This window comes from Alkalibacillus aidingensis, from assembly GCF_014595945.1.
Lineage (GTDB): Bacteria > Bacillota > Bacilli > Bacillales > Alkalibacillaceae > Alkalibacillus > Alkalibacillus aidingensis.
In genome coordinates this window covers 292,827-310,172 of the sequence record NZ_JABXWU010000002.1, presented here as the reverse complement: position 1 = coordinate 310,172, position 17,346 = coordinate 292,827, and the positions used below count along the sequence as shown (strand labels likewise).

At 40.1% G+C, this 17,346-nt stretch carries 18 protein-coding genes; 15 read left to right on the top strand and 3 right to left on the bottom strand.

Going from position 1 to position 17,346, the window contains the following annotated elements; translation table 11 throughout:
- The first annotated feature begins 150 nt into the window (after positions 1–150).
- The 4 genes from HWQ49_RS06645 (at position 151) to HWQ49_RS06630 (ending at position 3,783) form a co-directional block, all read left to right on the top strand.
- Positions 151–1,419, top strand: a complete 1,269-nt coding sequence (locus HWQ49_RS06645; RefSeq protein ID WP_188206823.1) for a hydroxymethylglutaryl-CoA reductase, degradative — start codon at positions 151–153, stop codon at positions 1,417–1,419.
- Positions 1,420–1,447: 28 nt separating this feature from the next.
- Positions 1,448–1,687, top strand: coding sequence for a hypothetical protein (locus tag HWQ49_RS06640; RefSeq protein ID WP_188206822.1), 240 nt, complete (start codon positions 1,448–1,450; stop codon positions 1,685–1,687).
- Entirely contained in the window at positions 1,687–3,039 is a 1,353-nt protein-coding gene (locus tag HWQ49_RS06635) for a tripartite tricarboxylate transporter permease (RefSeq protein WP_188206821.1), read from the top strand. Before HWQ49_RS06640 ends, HWQ49_RS06635 begins: the two co-directional genes overlap by 1 nt.
- Positions 3,040–3,222: 183 nt before the next feature.
- On the top strand, positions 3,223–3,783 hold the full coding sequence (locus HWQ49_RS06630; RefSeq protein WP_188206820.1) for a helix-turn-helix domain-containing protein: 561 nt from the start codon (positions 3,223–3,225) through the stop codon (positions 3,781–3,783).
- A 112-nt stretch (positions 3,784–3,895) separates the two neighbouring features.
- On the opposite strand, the gene HWQ49_RS06625 is transcribed toward HWQ49_RS06630, so the two are convergent.
- On the bottom strand, positions 3,896–4,708 hold the full coding sequence (locus tag HWQ49_RS06625; protein ID WP_188206819.1) for a nuclease-related domain-containing protein: 813 nt from the start codon (positions 4,706–4,708) through the stop codon (positions 3,896–3,898).
- 132 nt (positions 4,709–4,840) lie between these two features.
- On the opposite strand from HWQ49_RS06625, the gene HWQ49_RS06620 reads away from it, so the two are divergent.
- Positions 4,841–5,554 (top strand): restriction endonuclease, encoded by a 714-nt coding sequence (locus HWQ49_RS06620; RefSeq protein WP_188206818.1) that lies wholly within the window; start codon positions 4,841–4,843, stop codon positions 5,552–5,554.
- 58 nt (positions 5,555–5,612) lie between these two features.
- Here HWQ49_RS06620 and HWQ49_RS06615 read toward each other — a convergent pair whose 3' ends face one another.
- The gene (locus HWQ49_RS06615; RefSeq protein WP_188206817.1) at positions 5,613–5,798 is read right to left on the bottom strand and encodes a hypothetical protein; all 186 of its coding nucleotides are present in this window, start codon (positions 5,796–5,798) and stop codon (positions 5,613–5,615) included.
- Positions 5,799–6,013: 215 nt separating this feature from the next.
- Between HWQ49_RS06615 and HWQ49_RS06610 the strand changes: the two genes are divergently transcribed.
- From HWQ49_RS06610 to HWQ49_RS06565, 10 genes are all read left to right on the top strand, one after another.
- Positions 6,014–7,030, top strand: a complete 1,017-nt coding sequence (locus HWQ49_RS06610; protein WP_188206816.1) for a LacI family DNA-binding transcriptional regulator — start codon at positions 6,014–6,016, stop codon at positions 7,028–7,030.
- Complete coding sequence (gene rbsK, locus HWQ49_RS06605; RefSeq protein ID WP_188206815.1) at positions 7,009–7,905, top strand: ribokinase; 897 nt, start codon at positions 7,009–7,011, stop codon at positions 7,903–7,905. The genes HWQ49_RS06610 and rbsK overlap by 22 nt, the downstream gene beginning before the upstream one ends.
- A 1-nt stretch (position 7,906) precedes the next feature.
- A complete protein-coding gene (gene rbsD, locus HWQ49_RS06600) occupies positions 7,907–8,299 on the top strand; it encodes a D-ribose pyranase (protein ID WP_188206814.1) in 393 nt (130 codons plus the stop codon).
- A 1-nt stretch (position 8,300) separates the two neighbouring features.
- Positions 8,301–9,794: a sugar ABC transporter ATP-binding protein gene (locus HWQ49_RS06595; RefSeq protein WP_188206813.1), complete on the top strand. Its 1,494-nt coding sequence runs from the start codon at positions 8,301–8,303 to the stop codon at positions 9,792–9,794.
- 1 nt (position 9,795) lies between these two features.
- Positions 9,796–10,737 carry an ABC transporter permease subunit gene (locus HWQ49_RS06590; protein ID WP_188206812.1) on the top strand — a complete coding sequence of 314 codons (942 nt, stop codon included), beginning with the start codon at positions 9,796–9,798 and terminating at the stop codon, positions 10,735–10,737.
- Between the two features lie 42 nt (positions 10,738–10,779).
- Complete coding sequence (gene rbsB / locus HWQ49_RS06585; RefSeq protein WP_188206811.1) at positions 10,780–11,712, top strand: ribose ABC transporter substrate-binding protein RbsB; 933 nt, start codon at positions 10,780–10,782, stop codon at positions 11,710–11,712.
- Positions 11,713–11,904: 192 nt separating this feature from the next.
- Positions 11,905–13,035, top strand: a complete 1,131-nt coding sequence (locus HWQ49_RS06580; protein WP_188206810.1) for an aminotransferase class V-fold PLP-dependent enzyme — start codon at positions 11,905–11,907, stop codon at positions 13,033–13,035.
- A gap of 245 nt (positions 13,036–13,280) precedes the next feature.
- On the top strand, positions 13,281–13,730 hold the full coding sequence (locus tag HWQ49_RS06575; RefSeq protein WP_188206809.1) for a VanZ family protein: 450 nt from the start codon (positions 13,281–13,283) through the stop codon (positions 13,728–13,730).
- A gap of 166 nt (positions 13,731–13,896) precedes the next feature.
- The gene (locus tag HWQ49_RS06570) at positions 13,897–14,286 is read left to right on the top strand and encodes a hypothetical protein (protein ID WP_188206808.1); all 390 of its coding nucleotides are present in this window, start codon (positions 13,897–13,899) and stop codon (positions 14,284–14,286) included.
- Positions 14,283–16,001, top strand: coding sequence for a phospho-sugar mutase (locus tag HWQ49_RS06565; RefSeq protein WP_188206807.1), 1,719 nt, complete (start codon positions 14,283–14,285; stop codon positions 15,999–16,001). Before HWQ49_RS06570 ends, HWQ49_RS06565 begins: the two co-directional genes overlap by 4 nt.
- Positions 16,002–16,048: 47 nt before the next feature.
- Here HWQ49_RS06565 and HWQ49_RS06560 read toward each other — a convergent pair whose 3' ends face one another.
- Positions 16,049–17,317 carry an exo-beta-N-acetylmuramidase NamZ family protein gene (locus HWQ49_RS06560; RefSeq protein WP_188206806.1) on the bottom strand — a complete coding sequence of 423 codons (1,269 nt, stop codon included), beginning with the start codon at positions 17,315–17,317 and terminating at the stop codon, positions 16,049–16,051.
- Positions 17,318–17,346 lie beyond the last annotated feature (29 nt).

Below are 17,346 nucleotides of genomic sequence, written 5' to 3'. Positions count from 1 at the left end.
AATTGACCTAAATAATAAAATATTTCGACTTAATACCTTGAAATGACAAAAAATTCGATATATACTGAATTCAACAAAGTTGAATAAAAAGAAACTTATTTTCATCAAAAATCTGTAAGCGTTTCCAATATTACAATGGGGGTATTCAACATGTCATCACGTATTTCAAAATTCTATCAACAATCACCGGAAGAGAGATTAAAGAAGGTTGCGGAGTTTGTGGGTCTGTCTGAAGACGACCAAAAAATATTAACAGGAGAAACTAAATTCACTTTAGAACAAGCGGATCGCATGATTGAAAATGTGATTGGGACATTGCCGATTCCGATTGGTACGGCGGTGAATTTCAAAGTGAATGGAAAGGATGTACTCGTTCCAATGGCCACAGAGGAGCCATCTGTTGTTGCGGCTGTCAGTCACGCGGCTAAATATACTTATGACGTGGGTGGATTTCATACATCCTATTCCGGGTCGATTATGAGAGCTCAGGTTCAGGTGACCGGACTTAAGGATCCTTATTTTGCGATGGCTAAGATTTATGAGGCGAAAGAGGAGTTATTAGCTTTCTGTAATGAGCAGGACCCAACACTCGTGTCCTTTGGTGGGGGAGCGATTGATCTAGAGGTGAAAATGGTTCAAGGTGACAATGAAAAAAATGAAAAAATGGTTGTGGCTCATTTAATCGTTGATACGAAAGATGCCATGGGTGCGAATGCTGTCAATACGATGGCAGAGGCATGTGCTCCGTTAATTGAAAAGATTACTGGGGGACAAGTTGTTTTAAGAATTTTATCTAATTTGGCAGACCGTCGTGTTGTTCGCGCACGAGCTGTATTTAAAGATCCGTTCAATGGGGATCAAGAAGCGGTTGATCGGTTTATCTATGCATACGAGTTAGCGGCAAATGATCCGTACCGTGCGACGACCCATAATAAAGGGGTTATGAATGGAATAACGGCAGTTGTATTAGCGACAGGAAATGATACGCGTGCGATCGAGGCCGGAGCTCACGCTTATGCCGCGCGCTCTGGAACATATGAGCCATTAACTCGTTATGAGCGAGGCGAGAATGGTGATATTGTCGGCACGATTGAGTTACCGTTAGCAGTCGGGTTAGTTGGTGGGGCGACACAATCCCATCCAGTAGCGAAGACGGCGACGAAGATTTTAAACGTCAAAACAGCTGAGGAATTATCAGGCATTATCGCATCAATTGGGTTGGCTCAGAACTTTGCAGGGTTGAAGGCATTAGCAACTGAGGGAATTCAAAAGGGTCATATGAAATTACATGCTAGAAATATGGCCGCGATGGCTGGAGCTAAACCTGAGCAAGTGGATGAAGTGGTGAAAATTGCTGCTGAAGAAGAGTCATTCACATTTGATGCGATTAAGAAAATTGTTGAACGCCTACAATCGTAGGTTAATCATATTAAAGGGGTGTGAAACCATGTCTCAAGAGAAACAGTCGTTAGTTGATATTTGGGGGGATAATGTGAACCTCAAAGACCTGTTGATCGCGATGGCCATTTGTGTGGCATTAGCTTTAGGTGGCTTTATCATTGCACCTGGAGATGATCCACAACCACTTATTTTTGGTCTCGTCGGTGGGGTATTAGGTTTTATTATTAGTTCAATCATTATTAAACCGAAACGAGTGGTTGAACATGTAGAAGAGGAGGAGTCGTGATGGATCCGGTCATAATTATTCAAGTCATTATTGCAGCGGTTTTAGGGGCTGGGCTGTATACATTGATTGGAATTGCGCCAGGTACAGATGAGACCGCTGTACTTGCACCGGTGACAATCGCACTTGTATTGCTTGGATTTTCACCATACGTGATTGTCGCATTTTTCATGTCTGCCATTGTTGCGAAAAAATTAACCGACTCGATTCCAGTGGCCGTTGCTGGGATTCCAGGTGGGGTCATGTCAGCACCAATGGTCGAACACGCCATGACTTTAAAAGAACATGGCATCCCAAATACATCGATAAAGAAGATGTCATCTGGTTCTGTAATTGGGACGCTGGTCGCTGTTCCATTAAGTTTTATTGTTGCTAGTTTAATCCTGCCATATGCAGATGTCATTAGTGAACACTCAGGGCTGATCTTTACATTAGGAGCCGTTTTCCTGGCTTTATTAGCTAAAAATAAAATTCTATCATTACTCGTCATTGTCCCATTTGCTATTCTATTACAAGGACTACAGCATTTATATTGGGGATTGGAGATTATACCGGGTGATACATCCGTCTTTGTCTCATTCTTCTTAGGGATCACCATTGGACCGATCGTCTTTTCCTTAGTTGAATTAATCAATAAAAACCATAGAGACAATCTACCATTCTTAGATAAAAAAGATATTAAGATTAGAAAAGGGGAAAAAGAGGAAGGTGTTCCTAATCCTTTTAAAATATTAGATAGAAAAGAAGCAGGCAGTTCTGCTGCAGGTAGCGTCTTGGGAACACTAACCTTTTTCTTAACACCAGTAGGGATGACCGTATTTATTGGTGAATTTATTACTAGACACATCAAAGACCCGGTCAAACGAGCATCAAGAGCACTTGCTACGATGGATGGCGTGACTAACGCGTCCTACATTGCGGGTACTTTAATTCCACTAATCGCAATCGGCTTACCACTCTCACCTATGGCTATTGGCCCAGCAGCCGGTTTATTTAACTCACCTCCAGAGTACACACCCGAGAATAATATTCACCATCTATTATCAGGAACGGAAATCTTAATTGTAACCGTCATTGGTGTGGCAGTTGCACTACTGATCACATATTACATCATTATCAGGTTCGCACCACAAATTGTCGGTTTTGTCTTTAAGTTCATTCCACACGAGGCACTAATTGGCTTATTTGCTGGTTTAGTTGTCATGCTAGCTTTCATGGACGCTGGCTTTATTAATATTTTTGGTACGTTGCTTGTTGCTCTAGTGGCTGGATTATTGTACAGGAATGGCGTCAACTACGGCGTGATGTTCATGGTTCTTTATGCAGCCCCTTGGTTACTAGGGTTATTTGGATAATTATTACAGTTAGTCATCACTCCTCGGGGTGGTGGCTAATTTTCCTTTAGTGAGTGGAATTGGAAACAAAAACTAGAAATCTCAACTAAAAAATATATTAAATAGAAGGAATTCGCTATTAATAGTTAACTCGTCTCAAGCTTTTGGTATAATGTAGGGAGCTAATGTTATTTCTAGGGGGTTATGACAATCGATACCAAATTACTAGGAGAAAAAATCAAACGACTCCGTAGACGACAAAATAAAACCCAACAACAAATAGCCGACCAATGTGGCATTTCTAAAAGTCTATTATCCAAAATCGAAAACGGCAAAGCAGCGACGGCCATTGCAACCTTATCTAAAATCAGCGAAGCGTTAGACGTAAGACTTACATACTTAGTCGACGACCAAAATGAAAGGGATATAGAGATTATGGAATACTTAAGGCGACCGGACAAAGTCGTTGATGAAAATATGGGTTACTCATACGAACAGCTCGCCAAGCGATCAAAATTCTCAATGATCGAACCTACAGTTGTCTATGTCACTCCGAAAGATCAAATGACTCGAAAAGAACCATACACCCATTCACAAGACGAATTTATTTACATTCTCGAGGGTGCTATTTATCTATTATACGATGGCGAAAAACACTACATGTCACAACACGACACCGCCTACTTCGACGGCTCCAAACCACACATCTTCCTACCAGTCGATAACCATAGCGCAAAAGTAATCACGATATTGGTAGAGAAGTAGGGAGGTGCCTGTCACTTCCCGAAATTTGTCGAATCCCTCCATGTTCAATGAATAACATGGAGGGGTTTGTATTTAAAAGGTGTATTCTATCAAGTATTTAGGGTGTGGATTTTTAACGTTTAATTTCTTTCTGGTGATTATAGCAATATACCTCCCCATTAAACTTCTTTTGTGATAAGCAATAATTTTCCACCTTTTGTGATACTGGTTGCTCACAAACCACGCATTTAGCTTTGTTCTCGTGTTTATTGGATTTTAGTGCTTGTTTATGTGCTTCCCAAATCTTAGGATCAGTGATGTTAGCTTGGTAAAAACCTTCCTTGATTTCTTTCATTTCTTTTTCAGACAGTAGTGGTTCAGCATGTAACTTTTTTTGTCTGGATACTTTCCGATGAATAAACTCAGAAAGCTCTACATCATAAACTATTAATTCATTTGAACCAATCTTGCGAAAATCCATATCTACTTTAAATGTACAACGTTTTGTAAATGATACCATTGAGATCATCATATCGTGGTATCTGTTATCAATTAGTCCGGTCAAAGCTTTGATGTGACCATAATTTTGTACAAACGGGTTCATCATCTTAAATTTTCCATTAATAAGCCATGTCTTCCGATCCTTCCCACCGTAAATAGTTCCTTGGTAGTTCTTCGTTTCAATCACAAATATCCCATATGGTGTGATTACCACATGATCAACTTGAGAATAACCCGACTTTGCCTTTGGATTCTTAATTAATAAATCACTCAAATAATGATAGCTCTTTGGTAACTGATCAAGTTGGATATCAATTTTATACTCGCCTAATTCACCTTTTCTATTGGCAATTTGTTCATTCGATCGTTTGGGTTTGTGGGTGGTTTTTGAAGGTTCCTTAGTTTTTCCTTTGTCTTTTTTGAAAACATTTAAGAATAATAGCATATAGTAGTCTCCTTTAACATTTCTCCTAGTATAATAGTTCGATAAATCTCGGCAAAATCCTACTTATAGCACTTGTTTTTCTTTCCAGTTAATATCAAAATATTCACAATTAGATGTAAAGGGAGGATTATTATGGCAAAAAGGAATCGAAAAGCAGAGGAGGACATAATAGATTTAATAACTGGTGGATCAATTCTTCTGGGAGGATATACATACGCACGAACACAATCAGCATTCCTTGGAATTTTGGAATTATTACCTGCGATCATATTACAAACTATTAAGTATTTAATTAAGTTTAAAAGAGACAAGAAATTGAAAAGAGCTGGAATTCATGAGGTCGATCAGATGGATGGATTAACTTTTGAGAAATACTTAAAGTTAATCTTTCGCGAGAAGGGGTATAAAGCTAAAGTAACGAGGGCTGCGGGCGATTATGGTGCAGACTTGATTCTAGAGAAAGACGGAAATAGACAAGTTGTTCAAGCCAAACGATACTCGAAGAACGTAGGGATTAAGGCAGTTCAGGAGATAACAGCAGCTTTGAAATATTATCAAGCAAGTGAGGCATTGGTTGTAACCAATAGTTATTTTACCAATCAAGCTCAATCCTTAGCCAAAGAAAATGATGTACAACTGATTAATCGGGAGGGGTTAATCAATCTATTATTAAATACTAATCCCAACCAAGAGAAGGTCTCGACTAGTAATTTAATGAATGAGCCATCTGAGAAACCAGTTTGTCCTGACTGCAATGAGGAAATGGAATTGCGTAGTGGTAAGCGAGGAAAGTTTTATGGTTGTGTGAATTTTCCTAAGTGCTATCAGACAAAATCCATATCATAAATGAATTTGAACCAAACCAATGCAGACCAATAATGGATCTGTATTGGTTTGGTTTTTGTTAAGCTAATTTACACACGGGACAATCTTCCCAATAACTACTCTCGCTATCTGCTAGATGATTGCAGGTATTCATATCATAGATCCCCATATTATCATAATGATCCCATGCCTTTTCCCATTCCTCACTATGACGATCTATTACTTTTATTTTCTTGGTGTCATTGCATTTTTGACATTTAGCCATATTATCCCCCCATACTATGTCTATTCAGGCTTGTCTATAAATAGTCCCTTTTTACTGGAAGTGGTTAAACAGATTTTTTAGAAAATTCCCCCTTTACAAAGTCCATTTTTATGATATAAAATATGTGTAACGGGTTACACAAAGGTAACTCATTTTAATTAAAGTGATATGTAAACGGTTACATATTTAAGTGAAACATTAATAGGTGATAAATGATGACAACAATTAAAGATGTTGCTCAAGAGGCAAGTGTATCAGTTGCAACTGTTTCTCGAGTGATCAATAGTAATGGTTATGTAAATGAGGATACCCGTAAAAAAGTAGAGGCTGCAGTAGAGAAGCTAAATTATAAGCCGAATTCAGTGGCGCGAAGCCTTTTTAAAAAAGAGTCCAAAACGATTGGGATTATTGTTCCGGATATCAAAAACCCGTACTTTCCAGAGTTAGTTAGGGGCGTTGAGGATTATTTAATCGAAAAGGGGTTCACGACAATTCTTTGTAATAGTGATGAGGATCCTGAGAAAGAACAACTATATCTAGATGTGATGAAACAGAAGTATGTTGATGGTGTGATTATCGTATCGAATACCATTGAGCCTAGCGTTATTAATGAATATGATATGCCGGTAGTCGCCTTGGACCGTTCAATCCATAAAGATGTTCCGACTTTCATTATCAATAACCGGGAAGGTGGCCGAAAAGCGACTAATCATCTACTAGATATAGGTTGTCAACGGATTGCACACATCAAAGGTCCTGAGTTAATTGAAAACGCTGAGGAACGTTACTTAGGTTATATGGATGTGATAAAACAACAAGACTGGTTCCATGAAGATTATGTGATTTGGGGTAATTATGATCAGAAAGAATCAGCGAGGGCAACGATGGCGCTACTAGAAAAGCACCCAGAGATTGATGGGATTTTTGCGGGTAACGACGTCATGGCGCTTGGTGCATTAAAAGCAGCCGATTACTTAAATATTAAAGTCCCTCAAGAATTAGCCATTATTGGTTTTGACGGAGTGGATTTAACTGAGATGACAGCTCCTGAGTTGTCGACGATCTCTCAACCGATTTATCAGATGAGCACTCACGCTGCAGAAGCACTGATTGATTTAATTGAAGGAAGGCCGATCAAACATCAAGAAAATATCTTTCCTTCAACACTCATTCAACGTCAGTCAACAAATAGTGTAAAGGAGAATGTAACTTGGCTGCAAAAATCACTATAATAGGCAGTATTAATATGGATTTAGTGACGACAACCAAACGTTTCCCGAATAGAGGTGAGACTTTACTCGGGGATGATTTTCAGACCATACCAGGTGGAAAGGGTGCTAACCAAGCCGTCGCTGCTGCGAAGCTTGGGGCTGATGTGTCCTTTGTAGGGTGTGTTGGGGATGATGCTTTTGGCGACACCTTAATAAAAAAATTGAAGTCTCAGGGTATTTTTACCGGTAATGTGGAACCGGTTACAGATGTTCCAACAGGTATAGCTTCAATCACGGTTGCTGAAGGTGATAACACGATTGTTGTCGTCCCTGGAGCTAATGATCATGTTACACCAGAGGTCATTTGTCAAAACGAAGAAACTATTAAAAATAGTGATGTTTTATTACTGCAATTCGAGATTCCAATTGAAAGTGTTACAGAAGCAATAAGGTTAGCGAATAAGCATGGTGTCAAAACGGTTTTAAATCCAGCACCAGTAAGAAGTATTGAGTTAAGTCTTTTAGAAAAAGTAGACTACATAACGCCAAATGAACACGAATTAAACGTCATGCTTGATACCGAGGAGAAGAAAGAATTTTACCAACAGTATCGTGAGAAGTTCATTGTCACACAGGGGGCAAAAGGTGTCGTATATGTTAATGGTAATCAAGAAGTAAATGTGAAGGGGTATCAGGTTAATGTCGTTGATACGACAGGTGCTGGCGACACATTTAATGGTGGGTTTAGTGTAGCCTTAGCTGAAGGAAAATCGGTAGAGGAAGCATGTACGCTTGGGAATGTTGCTGGGGCTATTTCCGTTACGCAGTTTGGAGCTCAAACGGGTATGCCAACAAGAAAGGAAGTTAATAAATTTCTAGAAAGTGACGGTGATTAGATTGAAGAAGCAAGGAATTCTAAACAGCGAGATTGCTTCAGTCTTATCTCGGTTGGGTCATACGGATGAGATTGTCATAGCTGATTGTGGATTACCTATACCAGATGGTGTTCAGCGAGTTGATTTAGCTCTAATCAAAGGTAAGCCGAGCTTTATCGAAACGTTGAAGGCAGTTTTGGATGATATGGAAGTTGAACATGTGACTTTAGCAGAGGAGATCAAGGAAAACAATGCTAATGTTCATGAACAAATTGAAGACCTACATACAGGTGAGAAAACTTATGTGGCTCATGAGGAATTCAAAAAATTAACGAAGAATGCCAAAGTAGTTATACGTACAGGAGAGACGACACCATTTGCTAATGTGATTCTTCGCTCTGGGGTGATTTTTTAACATGTCACAACAACCATTAATTGAGATGAAGGGAATCTCAAAGTCATTTGCAGGAAATAAAGTTTTGAATGAAGTGGACTTTGAAGTGCTAGCTGGGGAAGTTCATGCATTACTTGGTGAAAATGGCGCTGGTAAATCAACTTTAATGAAAATTCTAACCGGAATTTACGAGCGTGATGAAGGTGAGGTTTTTGTTAAAGGTGAACCGGTTCATTTTCAACATGCAAAGGATTCTGAGGAAAAAGGGATTGCTGTTATTCACCAGGAGTTAAATGTGATTCCGTATTTAACGGTCATGGAAAATATGTTTTTAGGCCGCGAGATTAAATACGGGAAAACAGGGTTTCTTAATACTAAGAAAATGGTAGAAAAAACAAAGGATTATTTAGGTCAGTTAGGTGTAGAAATTGACCCAATGGCGACAGCTAAGGAGTTGTCTGTGGGTCAACAGCAGATGGTAGAAATTGCGAAGGCACTGTCGTTAGATGCTGAGTTAATTGTTATGGATGAACCTACAGCAGCTCTTACTGACCGTGAGATCGATCGTTTATTTAAAGTGATTAAAAATCTCCGTGATCAAGGAGTTGGCATTATTTATATCTCTCACCGAATGGAAGAGATATTTGAAATTTGCGACCGTATCTCAGTTTTAAGAGACGGGGATTACATTGGAACCGAGCATGTTGAAACCGTTGAATACGATGAAATTATTCGAATGCTAGTGGGACGTCAACTTGGGACTCTTTTCCCTGAAAGGAATACAGAAGTTGGTCAAGTAAAAATGAAAGTGGAAGGTTTATCTTCAGATGTGTTTAACAATATTAGCTTCGAACTTAAAGAAGGAGAGATTCTAGGAGTTGCGGGGTTAATGGGTGCCGGACGGTCCGAGATTATGCAAGCACTATTCGGTTACCGGGACATAGATGAAGGGAAAATTTATATCGACGGTAAGGAGATCAAAATCAAAAAGCCAGTCGATGCGATTAATGCCGGAATCGGTTTTGTTACCGAGGATCGAAAAGAAGAAGGTCTTGTTTTAACGATGTCGGTCCGTGAAAACTTTACGTTAACTAATCTAAAAGATGTCTCAAACCAGTCTATCGTGTCGAATGAGAAGGAAGGCAAGTTTGTTAATGATATGATTGATCGCTTTAACGTTAAAGCATCTAGTATGGAACAAGAAGTGAAATCTCTAAGTGGTGGTAATCAACAAAAGGTTGTGATAGGGAAATGGCTAGGAATCAATCCGAAGATATTAATTCTAGATGAACCTACACGTGGGGTTGATGTTGGAGCCAAAAAGGAAATCTATCAAATTATGAATGAATTGACTGAGCAGGGTGTTAGCATCATTATGATTTCTTCTGAGTTACCAGAAGTATTAGGGATGAGCGACCGAATCTTAGTCATCCATGAAGGGCAAATAGGTTCTGAATTGAGTCGAGAAGAAGCTGATCAAGAAAATATTATGTTTGCAGCGACTGGAGGGGAGTAAGGTGAAAGATAAATCTATTGGATACATATTACAGCGTCTTGGACCACTACTCGGTTTGTTAGTGATCGTTATAGCGCTTACTATTATGAGTCCACAGTTTATAAGTATTGATAACTTGTTAACGGTGTTAAGACAGGTAACTATTATAGCGCTACTAGCTTTTGGTATGACATTCGTCATTTTAACAGGTGGTATTGACTTATCTGTTGGTTCAACGCTTGCGTTAGCTGGGGCGTTAACTGCAGGATTTATGGCGAGTGGAATGGACCCCATATTGGCTGTCTTGTTGGGTGTTTTAGCAGGGGCAATTATGGGTGCATTTAACGGGGTTATTATTGCAAAAGGAAAAGTTGCCCCTTTTATTGCAACATTGGCAACGATGACGATCTTCAGGGGATTGACCTTAGTTTATACAGATGGTCGACCTGTTACTGGTTTTACGGATAGTGAAGCGTTTGATTTAATAGGGCGTGGATATTTATTTGGTATTCCAATTCCAGTCATTATCATGTTTGTGATTTTCTTTATTTTATTATTTATCTTGAAAAAGACTGTTTTTGGACGTCACGTCTATGCGCTAGGTGGCAATGAAGAAGCGTCTATTTTATCTGGTATCAAAGTAAATCGAGTGAAAATTTGGGTTTACTTGCTAACAGGTGCTCTATCAGCACTTGCTGGTATTATCTTGACCTCTCGTTTAGGGTCAGCATCGCCTAATGCAGGTTTTACCTATGAACTAGATGCTATTGCAGCGGTTGTTTTAGGTGGAACTAGTTTATCAGGTGGTCGAGGTTGGATTTTTGGTACATTGGTTGGTGCCCTAATTATTGGGGTTTTAAATAATGGTTTGAACCTTTTAGGTGTATCTTCAAACTACCAACAGATTGTAAAGGGGGGCGTCATTCTATTAGCAGTGTTACTAGACCGTCAGAAGTCGTCGTAGGTTTGTAGATTTGTGATACTAAAAATTTTAGGGGGATTAACTATGTTATCAAAATTAAAGTTAGTGTTATTTGCATTTTTAACGATTGGTTTACTAGCAGCTTGTACTACTGAGTCACCAACGACTGATGGCGAAGAGGAAGGTAGTAGTAATGATGACGATGAAATACATGTAGGATTAGCTGTATCGACTCAAAATAATCCGTTCTTTGTGACATTGAAAGATGGTGCTGAAGCAAAAGCTGATGAGTTAGGGATTGAGTTAACGGTCGTTGATGCACAGGATGATGCTGCAACTCAATTAAATAGTATTGAAGACTTAATTCAACAGGGTGTAGATGTATTAGTGGTTAACCCGACGGATTCTGAAGCGGTTGTTAGCGCTGTAGAAAATGCTAATGATGCTGGAATCCCGGTTGTTACTGTTGACCGTAGTGCAGACGGTGGTGAAGTTGTCGCCCACGTTGCTTCTGACAACGTTGCTGGTGGTGAAATGGCTGGTGACTTCATTATTGAACAACTTGGTGGCGAAGGAAATGTTGTTGAATTAGAAGGTATACCAGGTTCTTCAGCTGCACGTGAACGTGGTGAAGGCTTCCATAACGCTGTAGGTGAGGAAGATGGTATTGAAGTAGTTGCGCAACAGCCAGCTGACTTCGATCGTGCTGAAGGTTTAACGGTTATGGAGAATATCATCCAAAGTGAGTCAGATTTTGAAGCCGTTTTTGCACACAATGATGAAATGGCATTGGGTGCTCTGCGTGCGTTAGAATCAGCAGATATGGATGATGTCATCGTCGTTGGTTTTGACGCAACAGACGATGCAGTTGAAGCAGTCGAAGCCGGAGAAATGGATGCAACCATCGCACAACAACCAACCATCATCGGTGAACAAGGCATCGAAATCGCATTACAAATCGCAAACGGCGAAAACGTAGACGAATTCATTCCAGTTGAACTAGAGTTAGTTAAATAGGTGCCTGTCACTTCTCGAATTTTGTCGAATCCCTCCATGTTATAATTTATGCATGGGGGGATGTTTTATTTATTTTGGGGGAACGTTTCTTGGTTTTGTTTGGGGTGGAAGTGAATATCGTTTTTTAAAGGCCATATCCTTTGTTAAGCAGCATCCCGTCGTTTTCAATCTATAATATGAAGGATGATAAAGATGATAGACAATACTCAAAAGATTAGGAAGTCATTTCCTATTTTAAAAGATAAGATTCAGCTTTCAAGTTGTTCTCAAAGTGCATTACATATTGATGTAAAAAAAGCTATTGATACCTATCTGCAGTCTTGGCAAGAACATGGCATGGATTGGGGAGGTTGGATGCAAGCTTGTGAGAATGCTAGAACTGAGTTCGCATCAATGATTAATGCTGATGTTGAAGAAATCGCTTTAGTATCGAGCGTTTCACATGCTGTTTCAAGTGTTGCGACATCCCTTGCTCATCCGAGGAAGTCGAAGGTACAGGTGACAGATTTTGATTTTCCAACTGTTGGGCATGTATGGCTTTCACATCAAGATCGGTTCGATATTGAATTTATAGAACAACCCAAGGATGGATTTATAACCCCAGATGATTATAAAAAGCAGGTGGATCACGAGACGCTGGTTGTTAATACGTCACACGTGTCTTTCTATGATGGTTACAAGCAAGATCTAGCAGAAGTAGCTGATGTTGTACATCAAAAAGGCGCCTACTTTTTCGTTGATGCTTATCAATCACTTGGCCAGTGTGAAATAGATGTTAAATCTATGAATATCGATATGCTTTCGGCAGGATTACAAAAGTATGCACTGGGCATTCCCGGAATCGCGTTTCTTTATATTAAAAAAGAGATTGCTAGTGAGCTAACACCCAAAATAACAGGTTGGTTCGGGCAGGATAACCCGTTTGCTTTTGATATCAAAAATGTCGAGTATGCTTCAGGTGCTAGGCGATTTGATTCTGGAACGTTTCCGATGATCAATGGATTTGCAGCTGAAGCAGCCCTTAAAATTCTAAACTCCTATAAAATCAGAGAAATTGAGCAACACCTTCAATATCTTTCCGAAGTGGCTATTAAGGAATGCGATCAAAGGGGATTAACCTTAAAAAGTCCTAAAGATGTTAGGCAAAAAGGGTCTAACACTGCGATCTATCTACCTAATGCCTCTGAAATTGAAATGAAAATGAAAGACAAGGGTGTGATTGTTTCTGCCCGTAATGATGTGATTCGTATTGCGCCACATTTATATAATACTGAAGATGATGTTATGAAGGCTATTCAGGAGTTAGATCAATGTCTTAAATAATCTTACTTGGAGTCTTATGTTTAGTAAAAACCTGAACAGTGGAAATTTAGCGAGTTTAATCCAATGACCCTCTCTACTTGAAGTAGTGGGGGTTTTTACGAAATTACTCTCGGAACAAGGACTTTCCCTTTTTAAATAGAATATTACTATTATAGCTCATTAATACCAAAACTTTACTTTTTTACAGTTCGAATGTATGATAATGAAATAGTTTAATAGATTTGATAAAAGGAATGTACATCTTTATGCATAAATGGATTGCTTGGACAGGTGTTCTTGTGTGGATGGGCTTAATTTTCTATCTATCACATCAGCCGGCGACTGAGTCTAGTGAGTTGAGTCGTGGGATTACTGAGACGATCGTAAAAACGATAGAAAGCGTTGCTCCGTCCACTGAATTTAATATTGCAAATTTTAATCATCTCGTTAGAAAAAATGCGCACTTTTTCGCTTATTTGGTGCTTGGAGTGTTGGTGATTTATGCATTGAAGCGGAGCGAAGTAAGTGGTATTCGTGCGATTGTGACAGCTTTGGTGATTTGCATTTTATATGCGATTTCTGATGAGGTGCATCAGCTGTTTATTCCCGGGCGTTCTGGTGAGATTAGGGACGTTATAATTGATTCGGCCGGCTCCAGTGTCGGGATTGCTCTAATCATGTTCATTGATCGGTTGGTAAGGCGAAAGAAGACTTGACAGGATCGAGTGGATGGATGGTAAGGTCTTAGGGCATGATATGTTATAAAAATTCATGAGTGGATTCGTGTTTTGAGAAACGATTATTGGGAAAACGTCACTTGGCGAGCAGAAAACGACACTTATGGCAAGAGTATCGTCACTTGGCGAGGAGATAACGCCACTCATGGCCGGAGTAACGCCACTTGGCGAGGAGATAACGACACTTATGGCCGGAGTAACGCCACTTGGTGGGAAGATAACGACACTTATGGCAAGAGTAACGCCACTTGGTGGGAAGATAACGACACTTATGGCAAGAGTAACGCCACTTGGCGAGGAGATAACGACACTTATGGCTGGAGTAATGCCACTTGGCAAGGAGATAACGACACTTATGGATGGAGTATCGTCACTTGGCAAGGAGATAACGACACTCATGGCCGGAGTATCGTCACTTGGCGAAGAGAAAACGACACTCGTGGCCGGAGTAACGCCACTTAACCCGAAGTTATCGACACTCACCCTAAAGTTATCGACAATCGGATTAATTTTTCGTAAAGGAGTGGTTTTTTGAGTTGGAAGAAGGAGTATCAACGTTGGAAAGAGTTTAATGGCTTAGAGGAGAATTTAAAAAAACAATTGAAAAACGTGACGGATGAGTCAATGCTTGAGGATGCCTTTCATAAGACGTTGGAATTTGGGACAGGTGGTATGCGTGGTGAACTTGGGCCCGGGACGAATCGGATGAATGTTTATACGGTGCGTAAAGCGGCAAAGGGTCTGGCTTTATATATAGAGGAAAAGGATTTGGAAGCTGATGGGGTGGTTGTGGCGTATGATTCGCGTCATCAGTCGCCGGATTTTGCGCTTGAGACGGCGCGTGTTTTAGGTGTGCATGGAATTTCTACATATATTTTTACGTCGCTAAGGCCAACACCTGAGTTATCGTTTGCGGTGCGTCATTTGGGAACAGCTGCGGGTGTAATGATTACGGCAAGTCATAATCCACCTGAGTATAACGGTTATAAGGTATATAATGAGGTGGGGGGCCAATTGCCTCCGAAACAAGCGGATCAAATGATTGAGAAGGTTAATTCGATTGAAGATGAGCTGACAATTGATGTGTTGAGTCAGCCTGAACTTGAGGAGAAAGGTTTGTTACATTGGATTGATGAGCAGGTAGATCAGCCTTATTTAGAGGCGTTGAAATCTATGACGTTGAATCCACAACTAATCCACGAGCAGGCTGATAAACTAGGGATTGTGTTTACACCTTTACATGGAACGGCAAACAAATTAGTTACAGAAAGCTTGGATCAAGCTGGCTTTAACCAGGTTCATACCGTCGAAGAACAGGTGATTGAGGATCCGGAATTTTCAACAGTTGCTTCGCCTAATCCTGAGGAGCATCAAGCATTTGAACTTGCGATAAAAAAAGGTTCTGAAGTCAATGCTGATATTTTAGTAGCTACCGATCCAGATGCCGACCGTTTAGGTGTCGCAGTGAAAAATACAGATGGCCACTATCAGGTGTTATCAGGAAATCAGTTAGGTGCATTAATGCTAGATTATACCTTAACTAATCGCCAGGACCTACCTGACAACGGGATAATGATCAAAACAATTGTTACATCGGAACTTGGCAGGGCCGTAGCAGAACGATATGGTGTAGCTTCGATCGACACTTTAACTGGTTTTAAATTTATCGCTGAAAAAATTGAAGAATTTACCCAAAATGGTGCGCATGAGTTTTTATTTGGTTATGAGGAGAGTTATGGGTATTTAGTTAAGGATTTTGCACGAGATAAGGATGCTGTTCAGTCGACTTTGATAGCATGTGAAATGGCAGCATATTGGAAGTCGCAAGGAAAGACGTTGTTTGACGCATTAGAGGTGCTGTATGACCGAGAAGGATATTATTTAGAGGACCTACATTCGATTACGTTAAAAGGTTTAAACGGAACCGAGCAGATCAAAAGTATCATGGAAGATTTCCGTTTTAGACCTATTGACTCGATTCAAGATATTGATTTAATCGCTGTTGAGGACTACTTAACCGGAAAACGAACGTATTTAGAAACTGGTGAAACAAATGATATGGGGTTACCAGTCTCTAATGTCGTAAAGTTTATTTTAACGGAGGATTGTTGGTGCTGCTTACGTCCATCAGGAACTGAGCCGAAGATTAAGTTCTACTTTGGAGTAAAAGGTGAGACGAAAGAGCAAGCGAAAGCTAGGTTAGCGCAGTTGAAAGAGAGTGTGCTAGAGCGTGTGACGGTAACGGCTTAATTTCAATAAAAAAGCTAGCCGCCACTTGGGCGACTAGCTTTCTTTTGTTAATAAACCAAATACTCCTCGCGAATTTCCTCAAATTCATCTAGATCGTCTTGCCACTCTTCGACAATTTCATCGACTGTTTCACCGTTTTCAATCGCCTCTTGGACCCATCCGTTTCCTATTAGGTTACCGAAGAATCCGTCAGCTCGGAATTCAAAGTCTTCTGGGTAAAGGTCGTGTAGTGTTTTTACGATGTGTAGGCCTGTTTCTACTGGTTTGTAGGAGTCGTAATCTGTAACGTGTATTTCAATTCCGTGTGACAGTTCTCCTACGTGTTTTGAGAATGTTGGTGTGAAAGAAGCGGATCTGAATGTGACTCCTGGTAACTCTAAGTTATTTAACTCTGTTGCTAATTCGTCTGAGTCGACGAATGGAGCGCCAATTAATTCAAATGGTTTTACTGTGCCACGTCCTTCAGAGACGTTGGTTCCCTCAATTAATGCTGCTCCTGGATAGACGATGGCTGTGTCTAGTGATGGCATGTTTGGTGATGGTAAAACGAATTCTAATTCAGTATCATCGTAATACATGTCGCGTTCCCAGTTATTCATTTCGACGATGGTTAGGTCGGCACCTATCTCAAATTCTTCATTAAATAGCTGTGCTAGTTCGCCAACAGTCATCCCGTGGCGAAGTGGGATTTCATATTCACCTACAAATGAGGAGTAATCATCTTCTAAGACAGGTCCTTCCACTTTAGAACCACTAATTGGATTTGGACGGTCTAAGACGATAAATGGAATGTCATTTTCCTCAGCTGCTTCCATCGCGAATGCCATGGTGTAGATATAAGTGTAGAAACGTGTACCCACGTCTTGAATATCAAATAGTAATACCTCAATGTCTTCTAGCATGTCTGGTGTTGGTTTTCTTGTTTCCCCGTATAGGCTGTAAACAGGTAATCCTGTTTTTTCATCAATGTAGTATTCAACGTATTCACCTGCTTGGGCATCTCCACGTACGCCATGTTCAGGTCCGTATAAAGCGGTCGGCTCAGTGTCTGGATCGTTGTGAAGGGTATCGACAATACTGTTGAGTTCCCGGTCGACCCCAGTTGGGTTAGTAATGAGCCCAACATTCTTCCCGTCAATTAAATCTTTTTGTTCATTTAAAAGGACTTCAACACCCAGCTCAACTTGTTTGTTTAAGCCTTTTCCTTTACCAGGGACATCTTCTGGTGGTCCTTGACCATTGTTGGCTGCTGTAGCAACGGTTACAGAGGTTAAAATAAATACTAAAGTGACAAATAAGGTTAACCATTTTTTCATTGGGACTTCCTCCTTTAATTGGATTTTAT